Origin of the sequence: Niallia sp., assembly GCF_031978665.1 — a bacterium.
In the GTDB taxonomy this organism is placed as follows: Bacteria; Bacillota; Bacilli; order Bacillales; family Cytobacillaceae; genus Niallia.
The window spans coordinates 29538-54030 of record NZ_DALZDK010000025.1; the positions used below are offsets into that span (position 1 = coordinate 29538).

Below are 24493 nucleotides of genomic sequence, written 5' to 3' on the forward strand. Positions count from 1 at the left end.
AGCATAAAAACAACTGCACTGACTGATACACAGAAAGAATAAGCGCTAAAGTCTGTTTGCACTCTGACCTTTTCCACACAACAAAAAAGCCAGATCTAAACAGACCCGACTGATAAAGTCAAAAAGAAATAGAGTTAATCCGCTACTTCCCTACGCTGGTATGATCCAGATCAGGTCTTTAGGGTTAAAAAACGAACAAGTTTTTCTCTCAGCCATCACCTGGCACCCCTAGTAGTCAATATATGCTTAACCTAATTGTAACTTATTTCCTTTATTACGAAAAGCACTATTTTTTTACGCTAGTTCTGCAAAAGCATAAGCTCAATTAATCAGCAAATCATGCCCCGAATTTCCCTTTACTCCTTCAACAATTTATCCACAAATTGCATGTCAATTAATTCATCGTATTTATAGCCTTCTGTATATACACCTGTTTTTTCTACTACATCCATCGGTTTTGCTACGGATTCCTCTGAAATATAACCATCCTTACTCCACAATTCGTCAGCATAAGCTCGATCTAATGATGCTTGTAAACTTTCATCAGAGGTTGAGGGGAATTCTGCCTTTAGCACTTTCATGGCGAGTTCCGGATCTTCCTCTACTTTATTCAAACCTTTTAATACCGCTCTTACAAAGCTCTCGACTACCTCAGGTTCTTTTTCTATTGTAGATTTTTTGACACTGACAACCGAATAAGGATAATCTCCTAAGCTAGCGAAGCTGTAAAATGGTTCTTTCCAGACGCCTTTGTTTATTCCCTCTGTTATTTGTGGTTCTCCTCCATTTGCAATATCGGCATTTCCTGATTCCACTAAGGAAACAACCGCACTTGCATCAGCTGGTTCTTCTAGTTTTACGTCCTTTTCAGGATCCAATCCTAACTCCATTAATAGCCATCTTGTTAGGAGGTTCGGGCTTCCGCCATATCGACCAGCAGCAATTATCTTACCTTTCAAGTAATTTGCGAGCTCTTCTTTATTAGTGCTATCAATCGTTACATCTGCGTTTCCCATCAAGTAAACATTAGCCCGATTTACGACATTGACCACGGACTGAATGGGATCGGAGCTTCCTAGATTGGCCATTTGAACGGAATCTGGGCCACCAATTACTCCCCAAGCATCTCCACTGACAACAGAGGTAACATGGGCTCCCCCAGTTGCAGTTATAACTTCTACCTCCAGACCCTCTTCTTCAAAATAGCCTTCCTCTATCGCAACATATATGGGAAGATATCCAATCAAGTGGACTGGCTCCGAGATAACAAGCTTCCGTAAACCATCCTTCGTTTCCTTTTTCCCCTCATTTGAAGAACAGCCTGCAAGGACCAAGACGATACTAAGACAAGCAAGTAGAAAAAGCCTGCACTTTTTCAAGGTAATGCCTCCTTTTTTTCAAATATAAATAGAATGGGAAATTTGTTAGTGGATTGAAAAATGGAGATTAATACAGAAGTGTAATGTGGATGATGGAATTATATATTCTATTTCATATATATGGAATATTTTTTCTTATTATGTGCTTTTCTAAAAGGAAAATATCTTATTCGACATTTCTTCCTCTCAACAGAAGCTTTTCTAGCCATACCGTAGCAAAGTACATAACAATGGATAGGATCGACAGTACAGCTACTCCCACCCAGACAAGATTAATGTTCATAATTTGACCGGCATATAGAATCATTCTGCCAATTCCTTGTCTGGAGCTAATAAATTCGCCAACGATAGTACCCGCCAAAGCTAAAGCAATATTTATTTTTAAGCTACTTACAATCCATGGCATCGTAGTTGGCACGACTACTTTTGTAAAGACATGCCATCTCTTTGCGCCAAGAGAGTACAATAATTTTTCCAAATCCTTATCGACTGCTTTCACTCCACTATATGCTGCAAGAGCTGTCGTAATAATGGTCATCATAAAAGCGAGCACTACTTTGGAGCCAAAGCCTATTCCAAATAAAATGACAAGAACAGGTGCCAAGGCTAGCTTAGGTACGGCATTAAATGCAATTAAATACGGTTCTGAAATACGAGAATAATAATAGGACCACCAGAAGGAAAGCCCTAATAAAGCGCCAAAAAAGGTTCCTAATCCAAAACCAAAGATGGTTGCCCCTGATGTGTATAATAAATCATTCCATAACGAGCCCTCTGTCCAGGCTATATAACCTGTTTTCCATATTGTAGTTGGACTGCTCCAATAATAGGAATCAATGATTTTCCATTTGGAAAGCAGCTCCCATGCTAGAAGAAAAAGAATTCCAAAGCTCCATTGTCCTATACGAGTAAAATTCTTTCTTCTTTTTGCAATTGCTTCTTCATCCTCTATATAAAGCGGCTCTGTTTTTGCTTTTGTATCCATTCCGTTTCTCCTCCTTTCTTATTCTGTTTCTTCATTCGATTTTAGTGCTTGTAAAATATATTCCTTTAATTGAATAAATTCCGAATCTAATAGTGTTTGTTCATTTCTCGGTCTTGGTAGATGAATAGATACCTTCTCCTTAACCGTACCTGGTCTTGGTGTGAGAATATATATTTCATCTGATAAAAAAATGGCTTCATCGATATCATGTGTGATAAATAGAATCGTTTTCTTAAAATCCCCCCATATTTGTAAAAGCCATTCCTGCATAAGCAATCGGGTTTGCGCATCTAATGCACCAAAAGGTTCATCCAATAAAATAACATCTTGCTCATAAAGCAAGGTTCTTAATAAAGCAGCTCGCTGTCTCATTCCTCCAGAAAGTTCATCTGGAAAATGCTTCTCAAATCCTTCTAATCCGTATCTTTCCAACAAAGGCAAAGCCCTTTGGATTGCCGCTTTTTTCGAAACCCCTTTTACTTCTAAGCCTAAAATTACATTATGGAGAATATTTCTCCATGGCAGGAGCAAATCTTTTTGAAGCATATAACCAACATGCCCACTTTTACCAACGATATCTTTCCCGTCTAAAAGGACATGACCGGTAGATGGTTTTATTAATCCAGCAATAATATTAAATAATGTTGATTTTCCACAACCACTTGGACCGATGATGCTGATAAATTTCCCCTCTGGAATCTGCAAATTTGCATCCTTTAATGCGAAAAATTCCTTTCCATTTTTCCGAAAAACCTTACTACTGTTTCTAACCTCTAATTTATACAATTGCACCCTCCCCATTCTGAAATATTCATTGTATTTGCGTATTATTTACATAGAAATTCTAGATTTCCAATGAACGTTCCACATTCTAAACTTGCTCTTGCTATACTATATGTAAAAATAGGCGAATGGGATAATTATTATGGAAAAAAGAGTTAGTTACCGAGAGGCAATGGATTCTGAAAATTTTATTTAGAAAAATAACAAAAGAGGGTCTACCTTACCTAAGCCGAAAAAAATAGTGCCTATAAATAGGACACCATTTACTAATACTATTAATTAAACTTTATATTCCACTAATTCTCAGAAGTGCCCACATACAGATAAAAGACAAAAAGAAAAGAATAGGACATAAACTGAAAAAGAAATACTTCGTGTTATTACTTGCTAATTTATCTGTTTTTTTCATGCTTTGACTTTGTTTTCTAAAACGGAATATCCCCCATATTATTAACCCAAATACAAGAATATTTCCCGTCAAAAATTCTGCAGCAGCCAGTATAATAAATGACCAATGCACAAAAGGTGAATGCTTTTCTAACGATTTCATTCCCAATCCAATAGCTACGCTAACAAATGGCTGTAGCATCGCTATCACAAATAATATGGTTATGATTGGATTATGTTCAACATATTGCCAAAAGGTCTGGTTGTTCTGAATTGCAGCCATATAAGTATAGGCAAGAAATAAAATGGGTATCGCGTAGCACACATATTTCGCGGTATTTAAAATAGCTGTATTCCGTATCGAAAATGCACTTTTTGGATGAAGCATTCCTTTATCCGCAAATTTTAAAAACATGTAAGCACCTCGCTATTCCTGTCTTTTGTGCTCCTTATACTCCAAATATTGACTCGCTAGTACTTCACCTACGATAAAAAAGGAAGCTAATGATGTATAATCAATTCCACTGTTCGTCGGGACAGAAGTAGTTGTCGCATATAGATTATGAGGAGTCATTCGTGCCAGATTATTATTTTTCATATTCGTAATCGAAATAAAGGGAATTCCCTTCGCAACAAGCTTTTGAATCTTCGGTATTAGTGTTGGTGTATCCCCAGACAAAGATATAATGATCATTAAATCTTTTGGGCTGAGATCAGGTAGGATTACTTCAAATTTGGTCTCATCATGGATAATAGTTAAATATCTGTGTTGAACAATAAAGGCACGCTGTAGTTCATGTGCTGCATTTAATTGGGCAGAACCTGTTCCATACACAAAAATTCGTTCAGATCTATCTATTACCTCACAAATCTCATCAAAACTTTTATCCTGCAAATGTTTTAAAGTTGCATCGAGATCATTGGTTAAGGTTCCGATATAACTTTGGCTAACTTCTTCTTCTTCATCTTCCCACTTTAAGAATACTCGAAATTCGCTATAGCCGCTGAAGCCCAACTTTTGCGCTAATCGTAAAACAGAAGATCGGGACACATTACATTTGCTTGCTAGTTCATTTATATTGGATTTATAGCATGTACTACGATTATTTAATATATATTTCAATATGTGAAAATCATTTTCATGAAATTGGTTATAGTTTTTATTAATCAATTCTTCTAATTTCATATTTCCCCTCCTCCATATACTATTATCATAATATAAAACAAACTGGAGGAAAAATCGAAATTACTTTATGGGAATGCCAAAAATAGAGACAACCCTCTTCCTGCCGTTAAAGAGGGTTGGATTTCATTAATTTAAAACATGCTCTCGTTCTTCTGTTTCTGTTTTTAGAGCTGGCCAATACTCTTTGTTTGCTTCAATTAAATCATCTAATATTTGTTTTGCTACAGATGCACTTGGTACTGTCTTTGATAAAGTTAATGCTTGCCATAATTTTTGGTAAGAACCCTCTTCCCATGCTTCTACCACTAATTTTTCTACAGACACCTGTTGCTCCATCAACCCTTTTTGAAACTGTGGAATTCTTCCGATTGATAAAGGCTCCGGACCATTTGATCCGACAATACAAGGAATTTCAACCATTCCTGTTGAATCAAAGTTCTCAATTGCTCCTTTATTTTCTACAATTAGTAGCATTCTTTCATGTGTGTTATAAGCAATTGCTCTTGCTAGGTCTACGATATAAGAAGCATGCATATCTACATGAAGTGCACTGCCTTCCGTTGATTGGTTAGCAACAATCTTTTCACATTCGCCAAAGACAAATTTCTCTCTGCCATTCATTACTTCGTTGGCACGTGTGTATTCTTTATTCGAATGACCTACAATATAATCTGGGAACATATAATATTGTAAATACGTGTTCGGTAATGTATTTGGATCAAGGGCAAATACATCTCTTGCTTTTGTAAAGGTATCATTCCATGTTGCTTCCGTATGTTGTCTATCACCACTAGTTACAACATATCCATTCTTAGCTACATGCTCTTTTATTTTCGGCATTAGATCATTTCCAGCTTTATCTCGAATATCTGTCCACCATCCGAAATGATTTAAACCATAATAACGAACAACTAGTTCTTTGCGAGATGCTAATCCTAGTGTTTCTGCCATTCTTCGTTCAATACTTACAGGCATATCACAAATATTAAGTACTTTTGAGTTAGGACGTAGCTTTCTGCATGCCTCTGCAACGATTGCCGCTGGATTAGAGTAATTCAACATCCATGCATCTGGTGAATACTTTTCCATATAATCAATTATTTCAAAAACACCACCAATAGAACGCATTCCATATGCCATTCCACCAGGTCCGCAAGTCTCTTGGCCAACTACCCCATACCTTAATGGAATTTTTTCGTCCAATTCACGCATCGCATATTTACCAACTCGAATATGGGCCATAACAAAGTCCACATCTGTAAATGCCTCTTCTGGATCTGTTGTTGAGACAAATTCAATTTCTGGTGCTCTTTCCTTCACAATAATTTCACATGCCCCAGCAACCTTATCCTGTCTCTCTTTATCATTATCATAAAACTTTAATGTTCGAAGTGGAAATTTATCAAGATTATCAAGTAACATTAGTACAATTCCTGGAGTAAACGTGCTTCCTCCCCCTGCAATAACAACGGAAAATTTTTTCATTTTGTCTGCCTCCCTTATTATGATATCTCATTTATAACATAGTACAATAATGGCAACAACGGATTTGGAAGCGTTTGCCCTTAATCACAAATATTGTTCTTTTTCACATAGAATAAGATTTTTCTCACATTCCATCTTTTCTATGGAAAAATAAAAAAACGAAGAGCAGTCTGCCCTTCGTCTCCATTCTTAATTTGCTTCTTGTAATAATAACTCAAACTGCTCTCTCACCTGTGGTACAGAAAGACCAACAATAATCTGGATGGCCTTCCCGTTCCTTACCACTCCATGTGCTCCTGCAGCTTGAAAAGCACTGTCTGACTGTAATTTTTTCTCATCCTTCACTGTCACTCTTAATCTTGTCGCACAATTCATTACATCTACAATATTCTCTGCTCCTCCAAGTGCTTCTAAGAAGCTTAGCGCTTTATCATTGAAACCAGCGCCTCCATTAGCAGAAGCAGTCTTTTTTTCTTCCTGCTTCTCTTTAAAGTCTTTTTTAGAATATAATTTCGTTTCAGATACACTATCCTGTTCTCTTCCTGGCGTTGCAATGTTTAATTTTACAATCAACGTACGGAATACAATATAATAGATAAATGTAAATACTAGTCCAATTCCAATTTGAAGTAGATAGGTTGATCCATGTGATGAAAATAAAGGAATCCAGTTATTACTTGCTATTTCAATTAAACCACCTGTCATTAATCCTGTTACTCCAAACGCATACATTGTTGCTGACATGGTTGCAGCTAAAAGAGCGTGTATCCCAAAAAGCAATGGTGATATGAATAAAAAGGTAAACTCAAGCGGTTCTGTTATCCCTGCTACTACTGCCGTTAAGGTTGCTGGAATTAATAAAGATGCTACCAATTTCTTTTTCTCTGGTTTTGCAGTTGCATAAAGAGCCAATGCGATCCCAGGCATAGCGAAGATTTTAGCATTGCCGTACATCGCAAATCCACCTTCTGGGAATAACGCTTTCAATGATTGGGTAGAAGCAGCAAAATCCGTTAAATGTTCAATCCAATAAATTTTAATTCCGCCTTCAATAATAGCTGGTCCATAAATAAATGGCGTCCAGATAAAATGATGAAGTCCTGTTGGAAGTAATATTCTTTCTAAGAATGTATATAACCATACTCCTACAACTCCTGCTCCTCCTAAGAAGGATTGCATGGATGAAATTCCTGTTTGAACCATCGGCCAAAAATAGGAAGTTGCTACAGCTAAAGGAATCATCACAAAAAATGCAACAATTACTACATAAGATGTACCTTGAAAAATACCTAACCAATCTGGCAATTTTTTATCAAAATAACGATTGTGTATAAAGACCACGATAGACGAGATGAGAATAGCCCCAATAATGTTTGTATCTAATGTTTTAATTCCTGCAATCGTTGTTAAGCCAGTTCCTGAACCAACCTCTGCTGAGAAATCAACACCAAAACTACTTCCCCATACTGTTAATATTGCATTAATAAAATAATTAAAAGTAAGATACGTAATAAGCGCTTCCATACAAGCTCGTGCGTGAGCTTTTTTAGCTAATGCAATGGGAATTCCTATTGCAAATAACAATGGCATTTGTCTTAATACAGCCCAAGCACCTTCTCCAATAATAAACCAACATTGGTACCAAAGACTTTCGGGGTCTGCTAATGAACCCATAATTAATGGATTTTTAAAAAGGATTGTTAACCCAATTACTACACCAGCAAATGGAAAAAGCAGAACTGGTACATATAATGCACCGCCAAAACGCTGAACTTTTTGCATCATCACTTAAAACCTCCCAATTATTTTATGTAATTTTCAGATTATAGAATTTGCTAACGCTTTCATGTGTTAATATTAGCTTATTCTTATCTCTTTGAATATACGAAAGATGCAAATTGCACCGAATCACTACTTTTGTGTTTTTTCACATCATGTAAGAATTTTCCCACATAACCGACTTTATTATTATAAAAGGATGCATATATAAATACCAATTTAGACTGGAGTCCTGTACATGTTACAAAAGATGAATGCTTTTCTTGGAAAGTGGATGCCGCTGTTAACCCCTGTTAGTGTAGTCATCGGCGTATTGCTAGCAAGTGTATTGCATCATGTCGCTTTCTTAGTTCCATGGATTTTTGCTGGGATGACTTTTGTAGGCAGCTTAACATCTAACTTAAAATCAGTGAAATATACAATTACTCACCCACTTTCTTTACTCTTAACGCTAGCTATCCTCCATATCATTACTCCTTTATGGGCTTTTATGATTGGGCATCTATTTTTCCAAGGTGATCCTTATACCATTACAGGCCTTACTCTGGCAGTTGTTATTCCTACTGGGATTACGAGTGTCATTTGGGTTAGCCTCTATAAAGGAAATATTGCGCTTACTCTTGCTATTATCTTGCTCGACACATTGCTTTCTCCGTTCCTTGTGCCCTTAAGCATGAGTCTATTTGTTGGAGAGACTGTACAGCTAGAGGTCTGGGGAATGATGAAGGGGCTCCTTGGAATGATTGTTCTGCCCTCGATCGCTGGTATGGTTGTTAACCAATTTTCAAAGGAAAAAGCAAAAGCATGGAATCAAACCCTTTCGCCATTTTCCAAAATTGGCTTAGCGCTTGTTGTTAGTATTAATAGTTCTGTAGTGGCTCCTTACTTGCGGAATATTGATAAAAAATTTCTCCAAGTAGCACTTTTTGTATTTATTATTGCATTATCTGGCTACTTTTTTGCTTGGATATTGGGAATTTTAACGAAACGAAGCAAAGAGGAAATCATTGCGATGATATATTCTGGAGGCATGAGAAACATTAGTGCAGGGGCAGTCCTTGCTGTAAGCTTCTTCCCACCAGCTGTAGCTGTTCCCGTTGTTATCGGCATGCTTTTTCAGCAAATTCTGGCAGCTTTATACGGCTATTTCATTAAATTAGTATATGAGAAGCCTGTAGTTGGAAAAATAAAGGCAGGGAAAATTTCGTAAATTAAGAAAATAAATAAGGGTAACTTTCTCCAATGAGAAGGCTACCCTTACTTTCTTTTAAGATGACTTGTTCAAAATCATTCCACACATTTTACTTGCCATAATCTTTACTGTTTCTGTTGTCAGCTTTTGATTTTCTGCATGCATGAGAATAAGAGAAAATGGCAGTTGTTCCCCTGCAGCTTCCCTATAACATTTTCTAGAATCGCTCATTTCATTTGTTTCATTACTTGCCCTTTTGAAGCGCTTCCCAAATACCTGTTAAATACATGCTCCCTAATGCTCGATCATATAGACCATAGCCGGGCTTACCTGTCTCTCCCCAAATCATTCTCCCGTGATCTGGGCGTATATATCCTGAAAAGCCAGATTCATTAAATGCTTGTAAAATGTCCACCATATTAAGGCTTCCATAGGAAGAATGATGAGCTGATTCTTCAAAATCACCATTATCTAATATCTTCACATTGCGTAAATGTGCAAACGGCACACGATTTTTCGACGTATATTTCTTTACAAGTTTGACAAAGTCATTCTCCCGCGAACAGCCAAGGGAACCGCTGCATAAAGTAAGTCCATTTGCCTCACTGTCATAAAGGGCTAAAAACCGATCTAAGTTGTGTTCATTTGTAATGATTCTAGGAATACCGAATATTTGCCATGGTGGATCATCTGGATGGATAGCCATTTTGATACCAACCTGTTCAGCAATCGGTATAATTTTTTGAATAAAATAAGAAAGATTTTCCCATAATCCTTCCTCTCCTAAAAGCTTATACTTTGCTATTAATTCATTCAGTTCTTCCTTCGTATAGGAAGTGTCCCAGCCTGGCAATGCTAATTCGCTTGTTTCTGGATCCATTTCCTTTAACTGGTCTTGGTAATAAATAAGTGCCGTTGAACCATCCTCCAATCTTTTATCTAGCTGTGTTCTCGTCCAGTCAAAAACAGGCATGAAGTTATAGCAGATAACCTCTATTCCCGCTTTGGCGAGATTTTTTATATTCTCGATATAATTTTCGATGAGCTGATCTCTATCTGAGAGTCCTAGTTTAATATTTTCATGTACAGGTACACTTTCGACCACATTGAACGCTAATCCAGCTTGTTCTATTTCCTCTTTTAATTCCTTAATCTTCTCTAGTGGCCAAACCTCTCCAACTGGCACATCATATATAGCGCTAACAATACCAGTCATCCCAGGAATTTGCCGGATATAAGATAGAGGTATCGAATCCTCTTTCCCATACCATCTAAATGTCATTTTCATCTTAACCCTTCCTTTCCTTTTTAGATTATTCGCCTTTGAGCAGTAGACCTTATGGCAATCAACACTAATGGCAAGTAAATTAGAATCGAGACGACAATACAAATGATTTGTGTAATAACGGCTCCCTTCTCGGTTTTACCATTTGAGTTTCATGAATACCAATCACCTAGAAAAGCTGTGCAGCAAACACCAGAATAACGAATACAGAAAGCCCTTTCATTTCACCTTCTGAAGACTTCTGTACAATCTTATGTACTGCTTCGTACAATTGAAACTCACCCCTTTTTAACCAATTCCCTTCAAAAATATTTCTTTACTTCTCACTTTGTTGTTAATTACATCATATCTTATCAGCTACTTATTAGAAAGCGTTTTCTATTCAAATTCTACTTCAGCTTTGAAGCCAATATTCCTTTGCTGTCAAAATCTCTCTCTTTTTCATCCCAGAAACAAAAGGATTCCCTTTTACATAATATCTGAGTAGCCTTGAGGTCCAGTCCTCTTTATTTGGAATCCCGATTCTCGGCGATTCCACTATTTGTGTTGGTGTTTTTCCATCTGCAATAAATAAAGAACTTTCATTTATTAAAGCACCATCTAATATCTTGGTGATGTCCATTGCTTTCGTTAGTTTCCCCGGTCCATTACAGATTGGTACCCCTGTTGTATTTCGATTCCGTTCCATCCATTCTATTCCATCAAGCGGTTCAATTGCTCGAACCAAAACAGCCTGAGGATCTCCCGCTTCTTTCGTGACAATATTTAGCATATGGTGGGTATGCATCGTGTATATATAGATTGTCCCACCTATTTTATACATCGATTCTAACCTCGGCGTCCGTCTTCCAGCATAGCTATGACAAGCCATATCCTCCACACCAATATAGGCCTCGGTTTCTATAATATAGCCACTATACGTAACAGTCGGAGTCTGATGAATAAGAATTTTCCCTAAAAGTTGTCTTGCTATATCCTCTGTTGATTGGTTTATATAATCGATCATAGTTTTTCTCCTAATATATTTCTTATAGTATATGTTTCTTTTCCCCAAAAAAGAAAGAATCATCCCCTTCATGAAAGAGATGATTCTTTTCATCTAGCTACTATTGCTTAACAAGTTCGTTCTGCTTCGCTAAAGCAGCTAATCCAGCCTGGTTCAATGTATTCCACGGTTTATTAAAATGCGGCTGGAAGAAGAAATCGATAAAACCTAATTCTTCTATTGTCATTTTTGTTTGGATACATACAGATAAGGTATTCATCATTTGTGTTACATCTGCTTTTGAAATCAATTGGGCACCTAGAATTTTTCTTGTCTCTTTATGAAAAAGTACTTTTAAGCGAATTTCATGGAAAGTCGGCATAAATTCTGGGCGATCATTATCGATTATTTCTACTACTTCATAAGGAATATGGTTAAGCTTTGCCGTTACTTCTGTTAAGCCAGTAGATGCCATATTTAAGCCAAAAATATGCAATCCAGAAGTCCCTTGAGTTCCCATATATTTCAGAGGCTGCCCCGCAATATTATGACCTACTAATGTCCCCATTCGAACCGCATTCGTTGCAAGAGGAATATATACTTTTTCTCCAGTCGGATTGTAATTAACCGCACAGCTGTCACCTGCCGCATAAATATCTGGGTTGCTTGACTGCATATATTCATTGATTTTAATCGCGCCGTTTGGTAGTAAGTCTACTTTTTCTTTTAACAGATTAGTGTTTGGTCTAAACCCTACACATAAGATAACTAGATCTGTTTCATATTCGCCTTTTGTTGTATAAACCTTTGTTACTCTTCCTTGTTCATTTCCTTCAAATTTTGTTACTGTTTGTTGTAATGCCAAGTGAATATTACGTTCTGCAAATTCAGCTTCTACCACATCTGTAAATTCTTTATCTAAATACTTATTTAAGATGCGATCCTCACTATCAATTAACGTTACGTTTTTTCCATTTAACGCAAATGCTTCCACTAACTCAACACCAATATATCCAGCTCCAATTACTGTCACGTTCTTTACATTCTTGGATCGCTCAATAATCTCATTTGCCTGGTTATAGTTTTTAGAAAGCAAAATATTATCTAAGTTAATTCCATCAATCGGTGGAATAATTGGCCAAGAGCCTGTTGTCATCACCAATTTATCATATTGATCAACTTTTTCCTCCCCTGTATTTAAGTCTTTCACACGTACTTGCTTGTTTACTGTATCGATTTCTAATACTTCATGCTCCATATGCATGGTTGCACCAAGCGCCTCTAGTTCTTCTGGTGAAGAATAAAATAATTGGCTAGCATCTTTTGCGACTCCACCAACATATAAAGCAATTCCACAAGATAAAAAGGAAACATTATTATTTTTTTCATAAACAGTTATATCTATATTTTTATTTAAGTCAGCTAACGTTTTTACTGCCGCTGTTCCAGCATGTGTACATCCAATTACAACTACTTTCATCGTTTAAAAACTCCTTTTGCAATAGATTACAATGTGAAAAACCTCACTTAATTAGTGAAAAAAATCACATACATTGTGATGACATTCACATTTTGTTCACACCCTTATTATACATCGAATATTTCATAACGCAACTATTTTGTGATGCAATTCACAATAAAACACATAGAAATTTATTCCAGGATAAAAAAACTTTAGTATTAGTACCCACATCAAGAATACACTTCGCTTTCCATGGGGCGAGCGCCAGAGTCCTCCTCGAAACTCACGTTCCTGAGGGGTCTCGGACTTTCTCGCAGCTCCCTGTGGCGTCTACGTGTATATCAAATCATTACTAATCCTTCCTATTCACCGTAATTTCTACCAGCTCATGAATAGATTGATCCAATGCTTCCTCATAGCCCGAAGGATCTGATAAGGCACGCCAGCCTTCTCTACGTATAATGGAAAGGGCTTCTTCCATTTTTTTATCCTCTATGCCAAGTTCTTTTAATAAAACAAGTGTTCTTTCCAATGCACCAATCATTCTTAATGGTCCATAATGTCCAGGCTCTCGATACAATCCTTTTGCACTTGTAAGAACATAACCTCCATAATCTCTTACAAGTTCTAATACTTTCTCATCCGTGGATAGCTCCATACTTGTCAAAGGAAATAACCTCCTCTTTTGATCTGCTTATCTTTTTTCTTGGCGATTCTTTGGAATAGCCTAAGCTAATCAAAAGCTCTGGTTCCATCTCATGTGGAAGTTCCAATAACTTCTTAATGGCCTCTTTGTGAAAAGATCTTACCGGGCAATTACCCAAGCCTAATGTATGGGTAGATAAAAGAATATATGCAGCAACTATTCCCAAATTTACAAAGCGTAGAACTTCTTCTGAATCTTTCCCGCCTTTTTCTAGAGCTTCTCTTGCATTGGAACACAAAACAATAACCAAGGAGGGATTGCCTGACAGGCCTGGAGAAAATCTTTTTATTCTCTTCAGCTGCTCTTTGTCCTGAACAATAACGAAGTGCGATTCTTGGGCATTGCTTCCTGATGGACTATTTATGATACTTTGTTCAATTGCCTCCATTATTTCTTCAGGCAGACCGTCGCTTTCTTGAAAGGATCGGGAACTTCTTCTTGTTTTAATTGCTTCCAGTACATCCAATATCCATTCCTCCTTTAAAAAGAAAAACCTCTTTTTTCCAAAATATTCTTTAAATTTTCTCTTAAACTAGCAGAAGCTGCTATCGTTTCTGGTTTTGTACATCTTCTTGCTGTATGCTCTCTCCATCCATAATCAACACCATGCTTTTCAGGTTCTCCTGCTAAGGATACTCTGCGTCCATCATAGGTTTTGCGAGAAATCATTGTCTTGTCGTATTTATCTAGCAGTGAGTCCAGATTTTCAGTTATATATTTTTCCTTGTGGACCGTTACTTGTTCTGGCAATCTTGGCTTTACTCCTCGTCTCATGCCTTCTTTTTCATATCCTATCGATAATCCTGAAACAGCAAAAACGCCAGCAGGGAGACCAAGCTCCTCTGCAACAGCCTTGGGATTATTGCGAATAGAGCCAACTGGAACACAACCCAAACCTAATGATTCAGCAGCAACCAGTGCATTTTGCAGAGCAAGCGTTGCATCCATAGAGGAAAGAAGAAACATTTCTAGCGTATTAGATAAAAAAGTATAGCCCTGTGATTCGGTAACGTGTTTTAACCGATATATATCCGCACAGAAGACAAGAAATACAGGTGCATCCTTAATAAAGGATTGGTTTCCAGATAAAGAAGCTAACCTCGCTTTTCTTTGTTCCTCTTTTACCACAATAATGCTATATGCTTGCAAGTTGGAGGAGGTAGGGGCACTTCTAGCTGCAACTGTGATGGCTTGGAGCATATTAGCTGGAATATCTTTCGATTGAAATGCTCTTACTGATTCATGTGCGGTAAGAACTTCCATTGTTTCATTGAGTAAATGCTTTTCTTTCGATAACCCTTCTAACTCTATTCTTGTATTCCTTTTTCGATATTCCGTCACTTCCCCTCACCCTCCTGCTATTTTATTAGAACACCATTCTCCATAATTAATGTGTCATCCAAATAGACACTCGGTTTCATGACAACCCCATCTATGTGAACACCAGCTGAAATAGTTCCTCCAAATGTGGCATTGCTTCCAAAAGCTACATGAATCGTTCCATATACTTTTTCATCCTCTAATACCACACCTGTAATCCTTGCCTTATCGTTTGTACCTATTCCAAATTCCCCTAGTAATCTGCCGTCCTCCTGACCTAATATATGTAGTAAGGAGTCAGCCTCTTTTCCATCCGCCTTCACTAAACGACCTTCCTCTATAGTAAGAGTAAGCGGGCTGCTTAGCTTTCCTATTCCAGCCACGGATCCATCAACTATAATAGTGCCAAATGCAGAACCTTCTACTGGTGCAATAAACGCTTCCCCAGATGGAAGATTGCCTGATTCTCCTGGATTTAGATACATTCCCGTACTTGCGATACCTTGTCTTTCTGTAATATCAAACTCTAAGCTATATCCATCCTTTACGATTCTTACATGCTTTCCTTTTGTAAGTAAGTCTGTTACTTGTTCAGTGAGTATTCTTACTTGTTCATAATCAGCAGAAATAGCTCCCTCTAGGAACATATCCTTCGTAATCCCTGGCATGGTCGCAAGCCTTGTTCCTGCCTCTACCGCCCTTTTTCTTGCTTGTGTATGTGTTAATGAGTGTTCGGTCACACATACAACCACATCTGCCGCTTTCATTGCTGCTGCAACGGTAGCTGGTGGCTCTTGTCCCGACTTCTCTCTTTTTTGCATAACCATTAGCATTGTTTCAGCATGTAAAGCCTTTCCAGCTTCATATAATGATTCAGCTATCTCCTTCTTCGCTTCATCTGCTACTATAAGAAATAGCTCACCCTTTTTAATAGCTAAACAATTGGCTAAAACATTTTTACTTATTTCCATCATTTTCTCAGTCATTTTTCAACCACACCCTCTTATATCATTTCTGAGACTAATTTTGCCATAATTGCATTAGAAAGAATTACTGGTTTATCGGCTACTTCAGCAACCATCTCTCTGGCATGCTCTGTATACCCCATACAATCTAACAAAATTATATCTACTTCCTTCTTTAGCTCTTGTGCTGCACTTTTAAAGTTTTCCATATCCATCTTGTATGGGGATGCAACTTTAAAAACCGGCTTTAGACCGAATGGAGCGTATTTAGGAAAAGATGTTTTTATTTGGTTCTCAAGCGGTACAATTACTCCTAGCTTTCTACTTCCTACTAAAGCATTGATTGTCGGGGGAATAATATGATCTGGTTCAATTAAATAGGATTTCTTTGTTTTTAATCCTGGAAAAATACCTGTGCATAGCAACAATATTTGCTCTATTCCTATTTCCTCTAAATAATAGATTTTCTCCTGTAAAATCGGCTTTATTTTTTCTCGAGACATAATTACTGATTCATTTGTTACTAAGCGGGATGTTAAAACATAATCCCCCTTTTCAGGAAACAAATTCTTTTCAATATACTCTTTAGACATTCCATCTAACACTCCAACTTGAACAAGTTCTGCTTTGTTTATGTACTTCTCTAAAATAGGTGCAACATCAGATCTTGGCGCTTGGCCAATGGTAATCATTCCAAGCTTCTTCATAGAAACAACTCCTTTTTATAAAATAAATTTCATTCCCCATCAATTGCTAGTTGAATCAATTATGTTTTACTCTCGTTTATAGTTAAAAGGAGGAAGCAATGCTCCCTCACCCTATTACTCAATCAGGACTGTGGAGAAGTAGCTTTCCCCATTGTTTGTAGCACCTTCATTGAACCATATAATGTTGTCATTCTATTAAACTCATCTTTATCATAAAATTCGCAAGTACCACTAGTTGTTTCCTTTGCAACTTCTACTGCAAATCGAACAGCATCCGCAATATCTGTTTCATGGCTAGCACCTGTTCCACATCCCGGAACGATCGATTGAGCGGTTATTGCCAATCCAATAACTGGAGCATCTGTGGCAACAGATGGCTGTAAAATGGAATTAATATGATACAAATCATTTCCATATGGCGTTATATCCTGTGAAGTAACAGGGAAGGTTATCGGAAATTTCCCTGTTGTCATTTCCATAATTCTTAATAAATCCTCACTCACTCGAAGGATATATCCTTCTTTTACTGTAGGGGAAATAGCAATCCCTTTATGGTTTACTACTCTATTTCCTTTTGTTGTATCAATCGAAATAATGCTGTCCATTTCTGGTATTACTTCATGTTTATTCATTGTTAAGATATCGACTGGAGAATCCATAAAGTCCACAGGTTCATGTGGTCTTGTTGGCGCATCTGGACAAATATGTGTGGAAACAATAACATCTCCCGGTAGCACATCTCCTTTTATCTGCATATCTGCTAGCTTTAATGCAGAAGCAACGGCAGCTACTGCTCCATCTGCATCAGAGACTAATCCAATTCTGCTCGGACGTGCCCCAATGCCTCCTAGTCTGCCGATAATGCCTACTGTCGGAACGATGCCGCCACTTGATTTACCTTTTGATCCGGGAATTGTAATTTTAATGAAGTCTGTACTTCCTTTTTCCCCCGTTACTTTTACAACATCTGTTTGTACATTTGGATATTCTTTAAATAAATCTGCAACAATTTCTCCTGTTACAAATGCATTATCTAATGTTTCTAACGCTACCAGAGTTTGTTTTAATACCATACTATTAATCTCTCCCTATTTATAAAGATAAGAAATAATCTCTTTATTTATTATTTTTTCAATTGGCTTTATTAGCTTTTGGTTACTCATCGTACTACTTAGGCGCAATTTTTCCTTCGGTACGGTTATAACAGCTACTTGCTGACCTTTTTCTATCTCTGCTGTAACAATTGGTCTTGCGGTTTTCGCATCCAACGTCATAATAAGATCCGGAAAAGTCCCAAAGCGGTCTCCATCTTTTTCGATTGTCATATATTCGTTCCAGAAGGTCATATCATAGCAATCGTTAATGGTTACTTTTCCTACATCGAAACCACCTATGGTTTCTAATGTAAATGCAGTTACTGTCCCTTCAGTTACAACCGATCCTCCTAATTCAGAAACAACTGCTTCAATAGCCGCTTCTCCTTTAGTAGATAACAAAGCTTTTCCTATTTGGATTGCCTGCGAAATCGCTCCCTTAGCTCCGTTTTGCTTTGCGTAACCTACTGTTATAGGATTTCTTGCCACTGCCACCAACCCGCCAGCTTCAACGGATAATTGACGAACGGTTTTCGCTGTTGTATCCAATGAACCAGAGATAAGCATTTCTACATACTTATCTCCTTTTCCACCTACAGCTGCTTGATTAGAAATATAAGTTGGAATTTCTGATAAGTTTAACGAACCCATTGTTCCAGTTGGATGGGCTCTACCGTTACAAGGAAGATCCACTACTGGTAATCCAGTCATAGCTGATTGAAACCAGCCATTCACTGTCGTTCCTGCTCCATTTTCATTGGTAATGATTCCTTGAAGAGGTTGGTCCAGCTTACTTGCTAATAGTTCAATTGCTTTGACATAATGGACAGGTTTTACATATTGCTCCTTTGCTGCTGGAGCACCAACTAATGAAACAGTTACAAGCAAATCTTCCTCTGCCATTTCCTCCGCTGTTTTTAAAATCGGCTGGCCAACCTCTAACGCAAGACGGCCTATTTGAAGGCCATCTTCTATTTTTCCTCCTCCGCCACCACCTAGTACGGCACCGCCATATACTGCAAACTCTACGATTTGTTTATCTAATTTTATGGTCACTTTTCATTTCCTCATTTCCCTAATTTAAATACAGAGTTAAAGAAACTATATAGTGCATCTCCCGCTATAAACCCTGCAGCCAATATACTCATTGGCGTTTCTGCTTCTTTTCCTTTTTTCTTCACCCAAATTACACGAATCATAATCCCTACTAATACAGCAATTCCTGCATATGGAGTTAAAATTAATAAACCTGTTGCAAACATAACTCCTAGCTGTCGACTGGAACCACCAAGTATTTGTAAGATTGCACCTGGAATTGCCCATATTAGCAATTGACTAGCTACTTCCATAGACGTGCCTGCCTGAATGGTAGAAACATAGACAGCATCTATCGGCGGAACAAGATTATTGGCAAAATATCCTTTATAGGTGATAAGAACTGTTAGCAGCGCCACTCCAAAGGCTACTAAAGACGTCATATATTGTTGCTTTCTTCCATCTATTTCGTATTTTTTATCTGAGCCATTGCCTCTAAGAATATGCCCCGTTTTAAAGTCATAACCCATATCTGCAAAGGCCGGTCCTGTTGCTGCACTGAAACCAGCAAGTAAAGCCAATGCCAATGGAGGGAAACCGATCATCATTCCGATAAGAAGCGTAATAAATGCAACAGCAAATGCTGGAAACCAGCCTGAATGCATGGCTGCGATTCCGACAATTAATTCATGTACAAAAGCGGCAAACGCGGCAAAAATCAGAAAGCCAATCAACATGCCGGCAGACATATCTGTCATAAGACCACCTGTTAAAGCGATAATTAAAGCAATAATAATATAAACAATAAATCCAATTCCTAAAGTCTTTTTAGCTACTGTAATAGGGGTTGTAAAATTTGAATCATCTTGTATATTTTCTAACGAAGCCGCAACCTCTTGGTTTTTCCCCTTTTGCTTTCTTTTATCTTTACCAAAGATTAAGATCGCAACTTGGACTAATGCCACGATTCCAGCACCAATCATAATGCCATGCGGAATATAAAGGGCATTTACATCTACACCAAAAACAGGGATAGAATATTGACGAAATAGTAAGCCTATTCCAAACATCGTTAAAGCCCAAATATTACCGATAAATGCAACCCCAAAGGCAGACATAGGGATATGTAGGATAGAACCAATAATTCCAATAAGTGTTCCTATTCCAAGAAGCCCTGCCCGCTTACCGCCTTTATCTCCTGCTACGATAGCTTGTGCAGTTGCTACTCCCGGTGCCCATGTTCCAGATGCAGGAAACAGCTTCGAATCAAATAATTTATACAAAATCGCAGCATCTGCAAACATTGCCAACGCAGCACCAATTAGCATAGGAATAATTAAATCAGGTTCACCTATTAAAAAGGGAATACCGATGGGAATTAACAAGCTATTTGCTGCTCCGAATGTTGCAGCAGATATAGAGGTTTGAACTAAGTTTTGTCTATGAATAGACTTATACTTTTTGAAAATAGTGACCGGAATTCTAGCAATTAGCATCGCAATAAGTGCACCAATAATAGATGTATTTGGTGTAACGCCTAAAGATACAATAATTTGCATCCCAATAATCGCCCCGAATACTGCCGTAACAATCGTTAAGATAAGAGAAACCGGCTCAAATAGACGAGGATGTTTTTTTTCTGATTCAACTTGTTTCATATATTAGCCTCCATATTATTTTTCGTTTTAATAAAAAAAGGACATTCCCATTACTGACTCAACTAGTATTTCGATTTTTCTTCCATATAAGAATAGAAAACAGCTTCCTGCTAAATAGTTCTTGATGAATAACACTTAACAAGACTCCATAGATTACTAGAGTAGTCCCTATTAATTGCAGGCTGGAAACCTTCGTATTATAAATCCAATAGTCCAATAGCAACGTAATAATAGGCTGTAAATTAAGAACAACAGTTGATTTTGCTGCCCCCACTGTTTGCATCGTGTTATTCCACATTAAAGTGGTTATTCCTTGCCCGATAAGGACAGATAAAAAAGCTAATAACCACATGATCAGCGGTTGATTCCAATTACTATCTGTACTTAACAATATAAAAGGATCAAACATTAGACTGGCTATAAAAAAGCTATACGTTGTAATGATTAAAGGCGAAAGGCGCTGAGAAAGCATTCTTACAAAAATTAGATTACAAGAAAAAGTCACTGTTGCTCCGAATAACAAAATATCTCCAATGTTATATTCAAATCTCCCATTTGCTGATAGCACAAAATAAACACCTAATAGAGCAATAATACTTCCTATAATTAAATGTCTAGTGATTTTTTCTTTTAAAATAACCCTGGCAAGAAGTGCTGTGATGAGTGGAGCCATACTAAATATAAGTGACGCATTCGATGCAGTTGAATATCTCAAACCAGTGAATAAAAAAATTTGATTAAAAATTAGTCCAATAAACCCAGCTAAAAGGAATAGAATCAGTTCTTGCTTTGTTACTTTTACAAAGGATTTAGTAAGAAATACAACGATTATAAAGAAGATAGATACCACGGTTAAACTGAATGCAGATAAGAACAATGATGAAAAATTGGTTAATAATAACTGGCGAGCTAAATAATTGGCTGCCCATATTACCACACAAAATACAAGAATGAAATAATGTTTCACAAAGGAAAAAACCTTCTTTCCACATAGCCTCTATAATTTTTTAAAGCAGACTTATATCATTTGTGTAGAGGAGCGGAATAATTGTGCAGCAAACTGTCCTTCTGCTTCTACTGCATCAATAATTGGCACTTTCAATTCATTTCGTAATTGTTCTGCCAGTCCAATTGTCGAAAAACCTGTACAAGCAAATACAATTACCTCCGCACCTTGATTTAATAGAGACTTAGCAGCTTTTAGCCCTTTTTCCTTTCCTTCTGCTTTCATTAAATCCGTCGTGTTTTTCACATCTTCTGGGACAGTGAAAGCAACCAAAAGTTCTCCCAAAAGCTTCTTCATAACTTCTGGTACATCTTGTGTTATTCCTAGTATCCCAACTGGCTTTCCAAACGAAAGTGCTGTTAATGCCGCCGCACTTCCCGCCCCTATCACTGGAATAGAAACTGCTTTTCTTAGTTCATCTATTCCAGGATCTGCTGCACAGCTAATAGCGAGTATCTTTACTCCCTCGTTTTCCATCTTTTTTCCTAGCTCTACAATTTTCGGTATTGCTTCTGCCTCAGAAGAGTCATCATAAATGCCAAGCGTTTGATCTGGAATACATTGGTTATCTGTAGGCACCCCATACAATTCTGTAATAATTTTTCCATGATGGTTTAAGACTGCTTTATTCTCCGTTGTGAAAACACGAATTACTCCAAGCATTACAGCACTCCTTCCTAAATTAAATTTTCTGAATATTTATATTTTAACTTCCCAAGCTGTTTGTCACAATGTCCCGAAAAAACAAAAAACAAAAGGATCTATTGTGCTCCGAGTACAATAGATCCTTTTGTTTAGGAACCCTTAAAGTTATGAAAAAATATACAAAAGTAATATAAAAGCTTCTCCTGGAAAGAATCTAATTTTATATCTGCAATTTCCTTTATTCGATCAATGCGATATTTTACAGAATTACGATGGATATATAGCTGATTAGCTGTTTCCTTTAAGCTTCCATTTGAAGATAAATAATAAAATAGCGTTTTGACAAGGTCACTGTCATTTTCTTTATCATATTGAATTAACTTACCTATTTTCCTCTCTATGATCCCATCCATATTCACATAGTCTGAACTGTCTAGCAGCAGCTTAAATAATTCTATTTCTTCATAAAAATAAATTTGCTTACCTTTATTCAAACTAGAGCCGATTAAAATAGAATTTCTAGCCTCTAAATAGCTTAAATGGATCTCCCATAACAAGGATCTCCCTCCAAAACCTACTCGAAAATTAGAGTATTTGTTAATGAGCGGAACTAATTTCTCCATCCATATCTCATTTGTATCTTTTGTTAAAACTGGTTGATAAGAAAAGGCTGATAGGATTATTAGCCGATTTCCTTGTTTCTGTGTATAAATCTTGTTTGCATTTGGTAGATTTATTGATTCTATTATTCTCCTTATATCTTTAAAAAACGGAGAGTCGTCCTCTATTATATCCGTACTTTCCATTACTATTATTTCCCACATTATTTCCGGATCTAATCCTAGCTGTCTCCCTTTATTCACCACTTCCTCTTGCGGTAAAAACATTCCTGCTAGTAGTTCTTCAATAAAATTCCCTCTTAGCTGATTCTCCGTATCCGCAGCTGTTTTTCTCCTCATCAGTTCTAACGAAAAAACAAGACGAGCTTGTTCTACACATATTCTATCCATTTCATCCAAATGCTCTTTTTTAATAAGAAATTTGCCAACTCGCTCCTTGTCCACTGTAATATCCCAATTTTCTGCATGAGTAAAATCTTTCATCCTTACTTCCTTGGGTGAGCAAACTATTTCCTCCCCTTGTTTATCTAAAAGAATAATAGGTGCTTCTATCATTTCAGATACATTATCTGCAACCGTTTGTATTCCACTGTTTTCAAGCACCAATGTCGTTAACTTCTTATAAATTTCTTCCGACCTTCTCAGTAAAGCAGCCTGCTTATTCACAATTTGCTCCATGACGGCATTTGTTATATCAATATATGGAACCCCCACTGGAAGCTGAATGATAGGAAGCTTATATTTATTGCTAACTTCAATCATTTCTTGCGGCATTTCATGCAAATACCTTTCTGGCTTTATTGCTAATGCAGCAGCATTTGCATGAGCTAATTTCTCCACGAGCTTTGTCAGTAAAGAAAGATCATGCCTTATAGAGTAAGCTGTTGTCAACAATAGCTCTCCCTCTCTTAGCCATCCTTCGACATCTGGAACCTCCATAATATCAATATTTTGAACACTTCTGTCTAATCCTTCTCTACCGCTTATAACTTTAGCGTCCTTTAAAACAGGAAGTCGCAATAAATCATTAACAGTTATTCCCGATTGATTCATCCTTTACCACCTACCTATTTATGTATATATTCATGAAAAGAACGGGTGTTTTCGTAAAAGTTGTGCTATTAACTAAACCACAATTTTTATATAAAGAACTACAAGAAAAGAAGCTTCCGATTTAATTTAAGTAGTTCAGATAATGTGGAGAAAATGTTAAAAAACAAATCAAATCACATTGTAATTATCGCACTAAATATCAGGTGAAATAACTACAAAATTAACACACTAAAGGGCTTGGATAATTTAATCCAAGCCCATTTTAATGAATTTCTTCTATGAACTGTTGTACTTCTTTTGGAGATTTCAATACAATGATTTTCTTTTCAGTAGATAATTGTTTAAGTGTTTTTAGGATTTCTGGTCTTTTCGTTTTAGGATAGTCCCATATCCATTTGAAAAAATCTAAATCAAATCTTTCTTCGCAACCTTCTGCCATATCTGGTCTTGTTTTATTTCGATACTGCAACATTCTTTTAAAGGCACGATAAACACATATGGTTCTTTGGATATCAAGAAAAATAATAGTATCTGCCGCATTAAGCCTTATATCCATAGTTCCCCCATAATTCCCATCAATAATCCATTCCTCATTCTTTACCAATTCATTCTGGACTATTCTTTGTTCATCTTTAGGGACACCCTCCCAATTAGGTTTCCAAAATAACGCATCGAGGTGATATACATCTATTTCTAACTTTTCACCTAATGTTCTTGCTAATGTTGATTTTCCAGAGCCTCCTGAACCAATTAGTATTATTTTTTTCATATTATCC

Annotated in this window: 24 protein-coding genes and 1 riboswitch; of the genes, 1 reads left to right on the forward strand and 23 read right to left on the reverse strand. The window is 37.0% G+C overall.

Going from position 1 to position 24493, the window contains the following annotated elements; translation table 11 throughout:
- Window positions 1–130 precede the first annotated feature (130 nt).
- Window positions 131–240: riboswitch (TPP riboswitch) on the reverse strand.
- A 116-nt stretch (window positions 241–356) separates the two neighbouring features.
- From RTL21_RS14480 to RTL21_RS14510, 7 genes are all read right to left on the reverse strand, one after another.
- Window positions 357–1379 carry an ABC transporter substrate-binding protein gene (locus RTL21_RS14480; RefSeq protein ID WP_312096672.1) on the reverse strand — a complete coding sequence of 341 codons (1023 nt, stop codon included), beginning with the start codon at window positions 1377–1379 and terminating at the stop codon, window positions 357–359.
- A gap of 166 nt (window positions 1380–1545) precedes the next feature.
- The gene (locus RTL21_RS14485; RefSeq protein ID WP_312096674.1) at window positions 1546–2364 is read right to left on the reverse strand and encodes an ABC transporter permease; all 819 of its coding nucleotides are present in this window, start codon (window positions 2362–2364) and stop codon (window positions 1546–1548) included.
- 18 nt (window positions 2365–2382) lie between these two features.
- Complete coding sequence (locus RTL21_RS14490; RefSeq protein WP_312096676.1) at window positions 2383–3150, reverse strand: ABC transporter ATP-binding protein; 768 nt, start codon at window positions 3148–3150, stop codon at window positions 2383–2385.
- Window positions 3151–3433: 283 nt separating this feature from the next.
- Window positions 3434–3949 carry a hypothetical protein gene (locus tag RTL21_RS14495; protein ID WP_312096678.1) on the reverse strand — a complete coding sequence of 172 codons (516 nt, stop codon included), beginning with the start codon at window positions 3947–3949 and terminating at the stop codon, window positions 3434–3436.
- 12 nt (window positions 3950–3961) lie between these two features.
- A complete protein-coding gene (locus tag RTL21_RS14500; RefSeq protein WP_312096680.1) occupies window positions 3962–4720 on the reverse strand; it encodes a MurR/RpiR family transcriptional regulator in 759 nt (252 codons plus the stop codon).
- A 126-nt stretch (window positions 4721–4846) separates the two neighbouring features.
- Window positions 4847–6205 (reverse strand): 6-phospho-alpha-glucosidase, encoded by a 1359-nt coding sequence (locus RTL21_RS14505; RefSeq protein ID WP_312096682.1) that lies wholly within the window; start codon window positions 6203–6205, stop codon window positions 4847–4849.
- A gap of 189 nt (window positions 6206–6394) precedes the next feature.
- The gene (locus tag RTL21_RS14510; protein ID WP_312096684.1) at window positions 6395–7990 is read right to left on the reverse strand and encodes an alpha-glucoside-specific PTS transporter subunit IIBC; all 1596 of its coding nucleotides are present in this window, start codon (window positions 7988–7990) and stop codon (window positions 6395–6397) included.
- A 232-nt stretch (window positions 7991–8222) separates the two neighbouring features.
- Between RTL21_RS14510 and RTL21_RS14515 the strand changes: the two genes are divergently transcribed.
- Entirely contained in the window at window positions 8223–9194 is a 972-nt protein-coding gene (locus RTL21_RS14515; RefSeq protein WP_312096686.1) for a bile acid:sodium symporter family protein, read from the forward strand.
- A 57-nt stretch (window positions 9195–9251) separates the two neighbouring features.
- On the opposite strand, the gene RTL21_RS14520 is transcribed toward RTL21_RS14515, so the two are convergent.
- The 16 genes from RTL21_RS14520 to RTL21_RS14595 form a co-directional block, all read right to left on the reverse strand.
- Complete coding sequence (locus tag RTL21_RS14520; protein ID WP_312096687.1) at window positions 9252–9407, reverse strand: PTS lactose/cellobiose transporter subunit IIA; 156 nt, start codon at window positions 9405–9407, stop codon at window positions 9252–9254.
- A 13-nt stretch (window positions 9408–9420) separates the two neighbouring features.
- Window positions 9421–10464, reverse strand: a complete 1044-nt coding sequence (uxuA, locus tag RTL21_RS14525) for a mannonate dehydratase (protein WP_312096688.1) — start codon at window positions 10462–10464, stop codon at window positions 9421–9423.
- A 391-nt stretch (window positions 10465–10855) separates the two neighbouring features.
- Window positions 10856–11464, reverse strand: coding sequence for a DNA-3-methyladenine glycosylase (locus RTL21_RS14530; protein WP_312096732.1), 609 nt, complete (start codon window positions 11462–11464; stop codon window positions 10856–10858).
- Between the two features lie 103 nt (window positions 11465–11567).
- Window positions 11568–12926: an FAD-dependent oxidoreductase gene (locus RTL21_RS14535; RefSeq protein WP_312096689.1), complete on the reverse strand. Its 1359-nt coding sequence runs from the start codon at window positions 12924–12926 to the stop codon at window positions 11568–11570.
- Window positions 12927–13260: 334 nt separating this feature from the next.
- Window positions 13261–13566: a DUF6092 family protein gene (locus tag RTL21_RS14540; protein ID WP_312096734.1), complete on the reverse strand. Its 306-nt coding sequence runs from the start codon at window positions 13564–13566 to the stop codon at window positions 13261–13263.
- The gene (locus RTL21_RS14545; protein WP_312096690.1) at window positions 13547–14080 is read right to left on the reverse strand and encodes a nitroreductase family protein; all 534 of its coding nucleotides are present in this window, start codon (window positions 14078–14080) and stop codon (window positions 13547–13549) included. Before RTL21_RS14545 ends, RTL21_RS14540 begins: the two co-directional genes overlap by 20 nt.
- A 14-nt stretch (window positions 14081–14094) precedes the next feature.
- Window positions 14095–14955: an NADPH-dependent oxidoreductase gene (locus RTL21_RS14550; protein ID WP_312096692.1), complete on the reverse strand. Its 861-nt coding sequence runs from the start codon at window positions 14953–14955 to the stop codon at window positions 14095–14097.
- Between the two features lie 17 nt (window positions 14956–14972).
- The gene (locus RTL21_RS14555; RefSeq protein WP_312096694.1) at window positions 14973–15920 is read right to left on the reverse strand and encodes an aminopeptidase; all 948 of its coding nucleotides are present in this window, start codon (window positions 15918–15920) and stop codon (window positions 14973–14975) included.
- Window positions 15921–15937: 17 nt separating this feature from the next.
- Window positions 15938–16606, reverse strand: coding sequence for an AroM family protein (locus RTL21_RS14560; protein WP_312096696.1), 669 nt, complete (start codon window positions 16604–16606; stop codon window positions 15938–15940).
- 122 nt (window positions 16607–16728) lie between these two features.
- Complete coding sequence (locus RTL21_RS14565; protein WP_312096698.1) at window positions 16729–17679, reverse strand: DUF1177 domain-containing protein; 951 nt, start codon at window positions 17677–17679, stop codon at window positions 16729–16731.
- Window positions 17680–17694: 15 nt separating this feature from the next.
- The gene (locus RTL21_RS14570; RefSeq protein WP_312096700.1) at window positions 17695–18756 is read right to left on the reverse strand and encodes an S-methyl thiohydantoin desulfurase family protein; all 1062 of its coding nucleotides are present in this window, start codon (window positions 18754–18756) and stop codon (window positions 17695–17697) included.
- An 11-nt stretch (window positions 18757–18767) separates the two neighbouring features.
- On the reverse strand, window positions 18768–20393 hold the full coding sequence (locus tag RTL21_RS14575; RefSeq protein WP_312096702.1) for an OPT/YSL family transporter: 1626 nt from the start codon (window positions 20391–20393) through the stop codon (window positions 18768–18770).
- A gap of 58 nt (window positions 20394–20451) precedes the next feature.
- The gene (locus RTL21_RS14580; RefSeq protein ID WP_312096704.1) at window positions 20452–21360 is read right to left on the reverse strand and encodes a DMT family transporter; all 909 of its coding nucleotides are present in this window, start codon (window positions 21358–21360) and stop codon (window positions 20452–20454) included.
- Between the two features lie 51 nt (window positions 21361–21411).
- Window positions 21412–22062, reverse strand: a complete 651-nt coding sequence (locus RTL21_RS14585; RefSeq protein WP_312096706.1) for an aspartate/glutamate racemase family protein — start codon at window positions 22060–22062, stop codon at window positions 21412–21414.
- Window positions 22063–22193: 131 nt separating this feature from the next.
- The gene (locus tag RTL21_RS14590; protein ID WP_312096708.1) at window positions 22194–23717 is read right to left on the reverse strand and encodes a PucR family transcriptional regulator; all 1524 of its coding nucleotides are present in this window, start codon (window positions 23715–23717) and stop codon (window positions 22194–22196) included.
- A 262-nt stretch (window positions 23718–23979) separates the two neighbouring features.
- Window positions 23980–24486, reverse strand: coding sequence for a DNA topology modulation protein (locus RTL21_RS14595; RefSeq protein WP_312096710.1), 507 nt, complete (start codon window positions 24484–24486; stop codon window positions 23980–23982).
- Between the last annotated feature and the right edge of the window lie 7 nt (window positions 24487–24493).

Excerpts from the sequence above, each read along its gene's own strand:
- RTL21_RS14485 (WP_312096674.1), bottom strand. The coding sequence starts at position 2,364 with ATGGATACAAAAGCAAAAACAGAGCCGCTTTATATAGAGGATGAAGAA.
- RTL21_RS14495 (WP_312096678.1), bottom strand. The coding sequence starts at position 3,949 with ATGTTTTTAAAATTTGCGGATAAAGGAATGCTTCATCCAAAAAGTGCA.
- RTL21_RS14515 (WP_312096686.1), top strand. The coding sequence starts at position 8,223 with ATGTTACAAAAGATGAATGCTTTTCTTGGAAAGTGGATGCCGCTGTTA.
- RTL21_RS14595 (WP_312096710.1), bottom strand. The coding sequence starts at position 24,486 with ATGAAAAAAATAATACTAATTGGTTCAGGAGGCTCTGGAAAATCAACA.
- RTL21_RS14555 (WP_312096694.1), bottom strand. The coding sequence starts at position 15,920 with ATGACTGAGAAAATGATGGAAATAAGTAAAAATGTTTTAGCCAATTGT.
- RTL21_RS14540 (WP_312096734.1), bottom strand. The coding sequence starts at position 13,566 with ATGGAGCTATCCACGGATGAGAAAGTATTAGAACTTGTAAGAGATTAT.
- RTL21_RS14505 (WP_312096682.1), bottom strand. The coding sequence starts at position 6,205 with ATGAAAAAATTTTCCGTTGTTATTGCAGGGGGAGGAAGCACGTTTACT.
- RTL21_RS14575 (WP_312096702.1), bottom strand. The coding sequence starts at position 20,393 with ATGAAACAAGTTGAATCAGAAAAAAAACATCCTCGTCTATTTGAGCCG.
- uxuA (WP_312096688.1), bottom strand. The coding sequence starts at position 10,464 with ATGAAAATGACATTTAGATGGTATGGGAAAGAGGATTCGATACCTCTA.
- RTL21_RS14565 (WP_312096698.1), bottom strand. The coding sequence starts at position 17,679 with ATGGTATTAAAACAAACTCTGGTAGCGTTAGAAACATTAGATAATGCA.
- RTL21_RS14585 (WP_312096706.1), bottom strand. The coding sequence starts at position 22,062 with ATGCTTGGAGTAATTCGTGTTTTCACAACGGAGAATAAAGCAGTCTTA.
- RTL21_RS14510 (WP_312096684.1), bottom strand. The coding sequence starts at position 7,990 with ATGATGCAAAAAGTTCAGCGTTTTGGCGGTGCATTATATGTACCAGTT.
- RTL21_RS14560 (WP_312096696.1), bottom strand. The coding sequence starts at position 16,606 with ATGAAGAAGCTTGGAATGATTACCATTGGCCAAGCGCCAAGATCTGAT.
- RTL21_RS14535 (WP_312096689.1), bottom strand. The coding sequence starts at position 12,926 with ATGAAAGTAGTTGTAATTGGATGTACACATGCTGGAACAGCGGCAGTA.
- RTL21_RS14500 (WP_312096680.1), bottom strand. The coding sequence starts at position 4,720 with ATGAAATTAGAAGAATTGATTAATAAAAACTATAACCAATTTCATGAA.
- RTL21_RS14520 (WP_312096687.1), bottom strand. The coding sequence starts at position 9,407 with ATGAGCGATTCTAGAAAATGTTATAGGGAAGCTGCAGGGGAACAACTG.
- RTL21_RS14590 (WP_312096708.1), bottom strand. The coding sequence starts at position 23,717 with ATGAATCAATCGGGAATAACTGTTAATGATTTATTGCGACTTCCTGTT.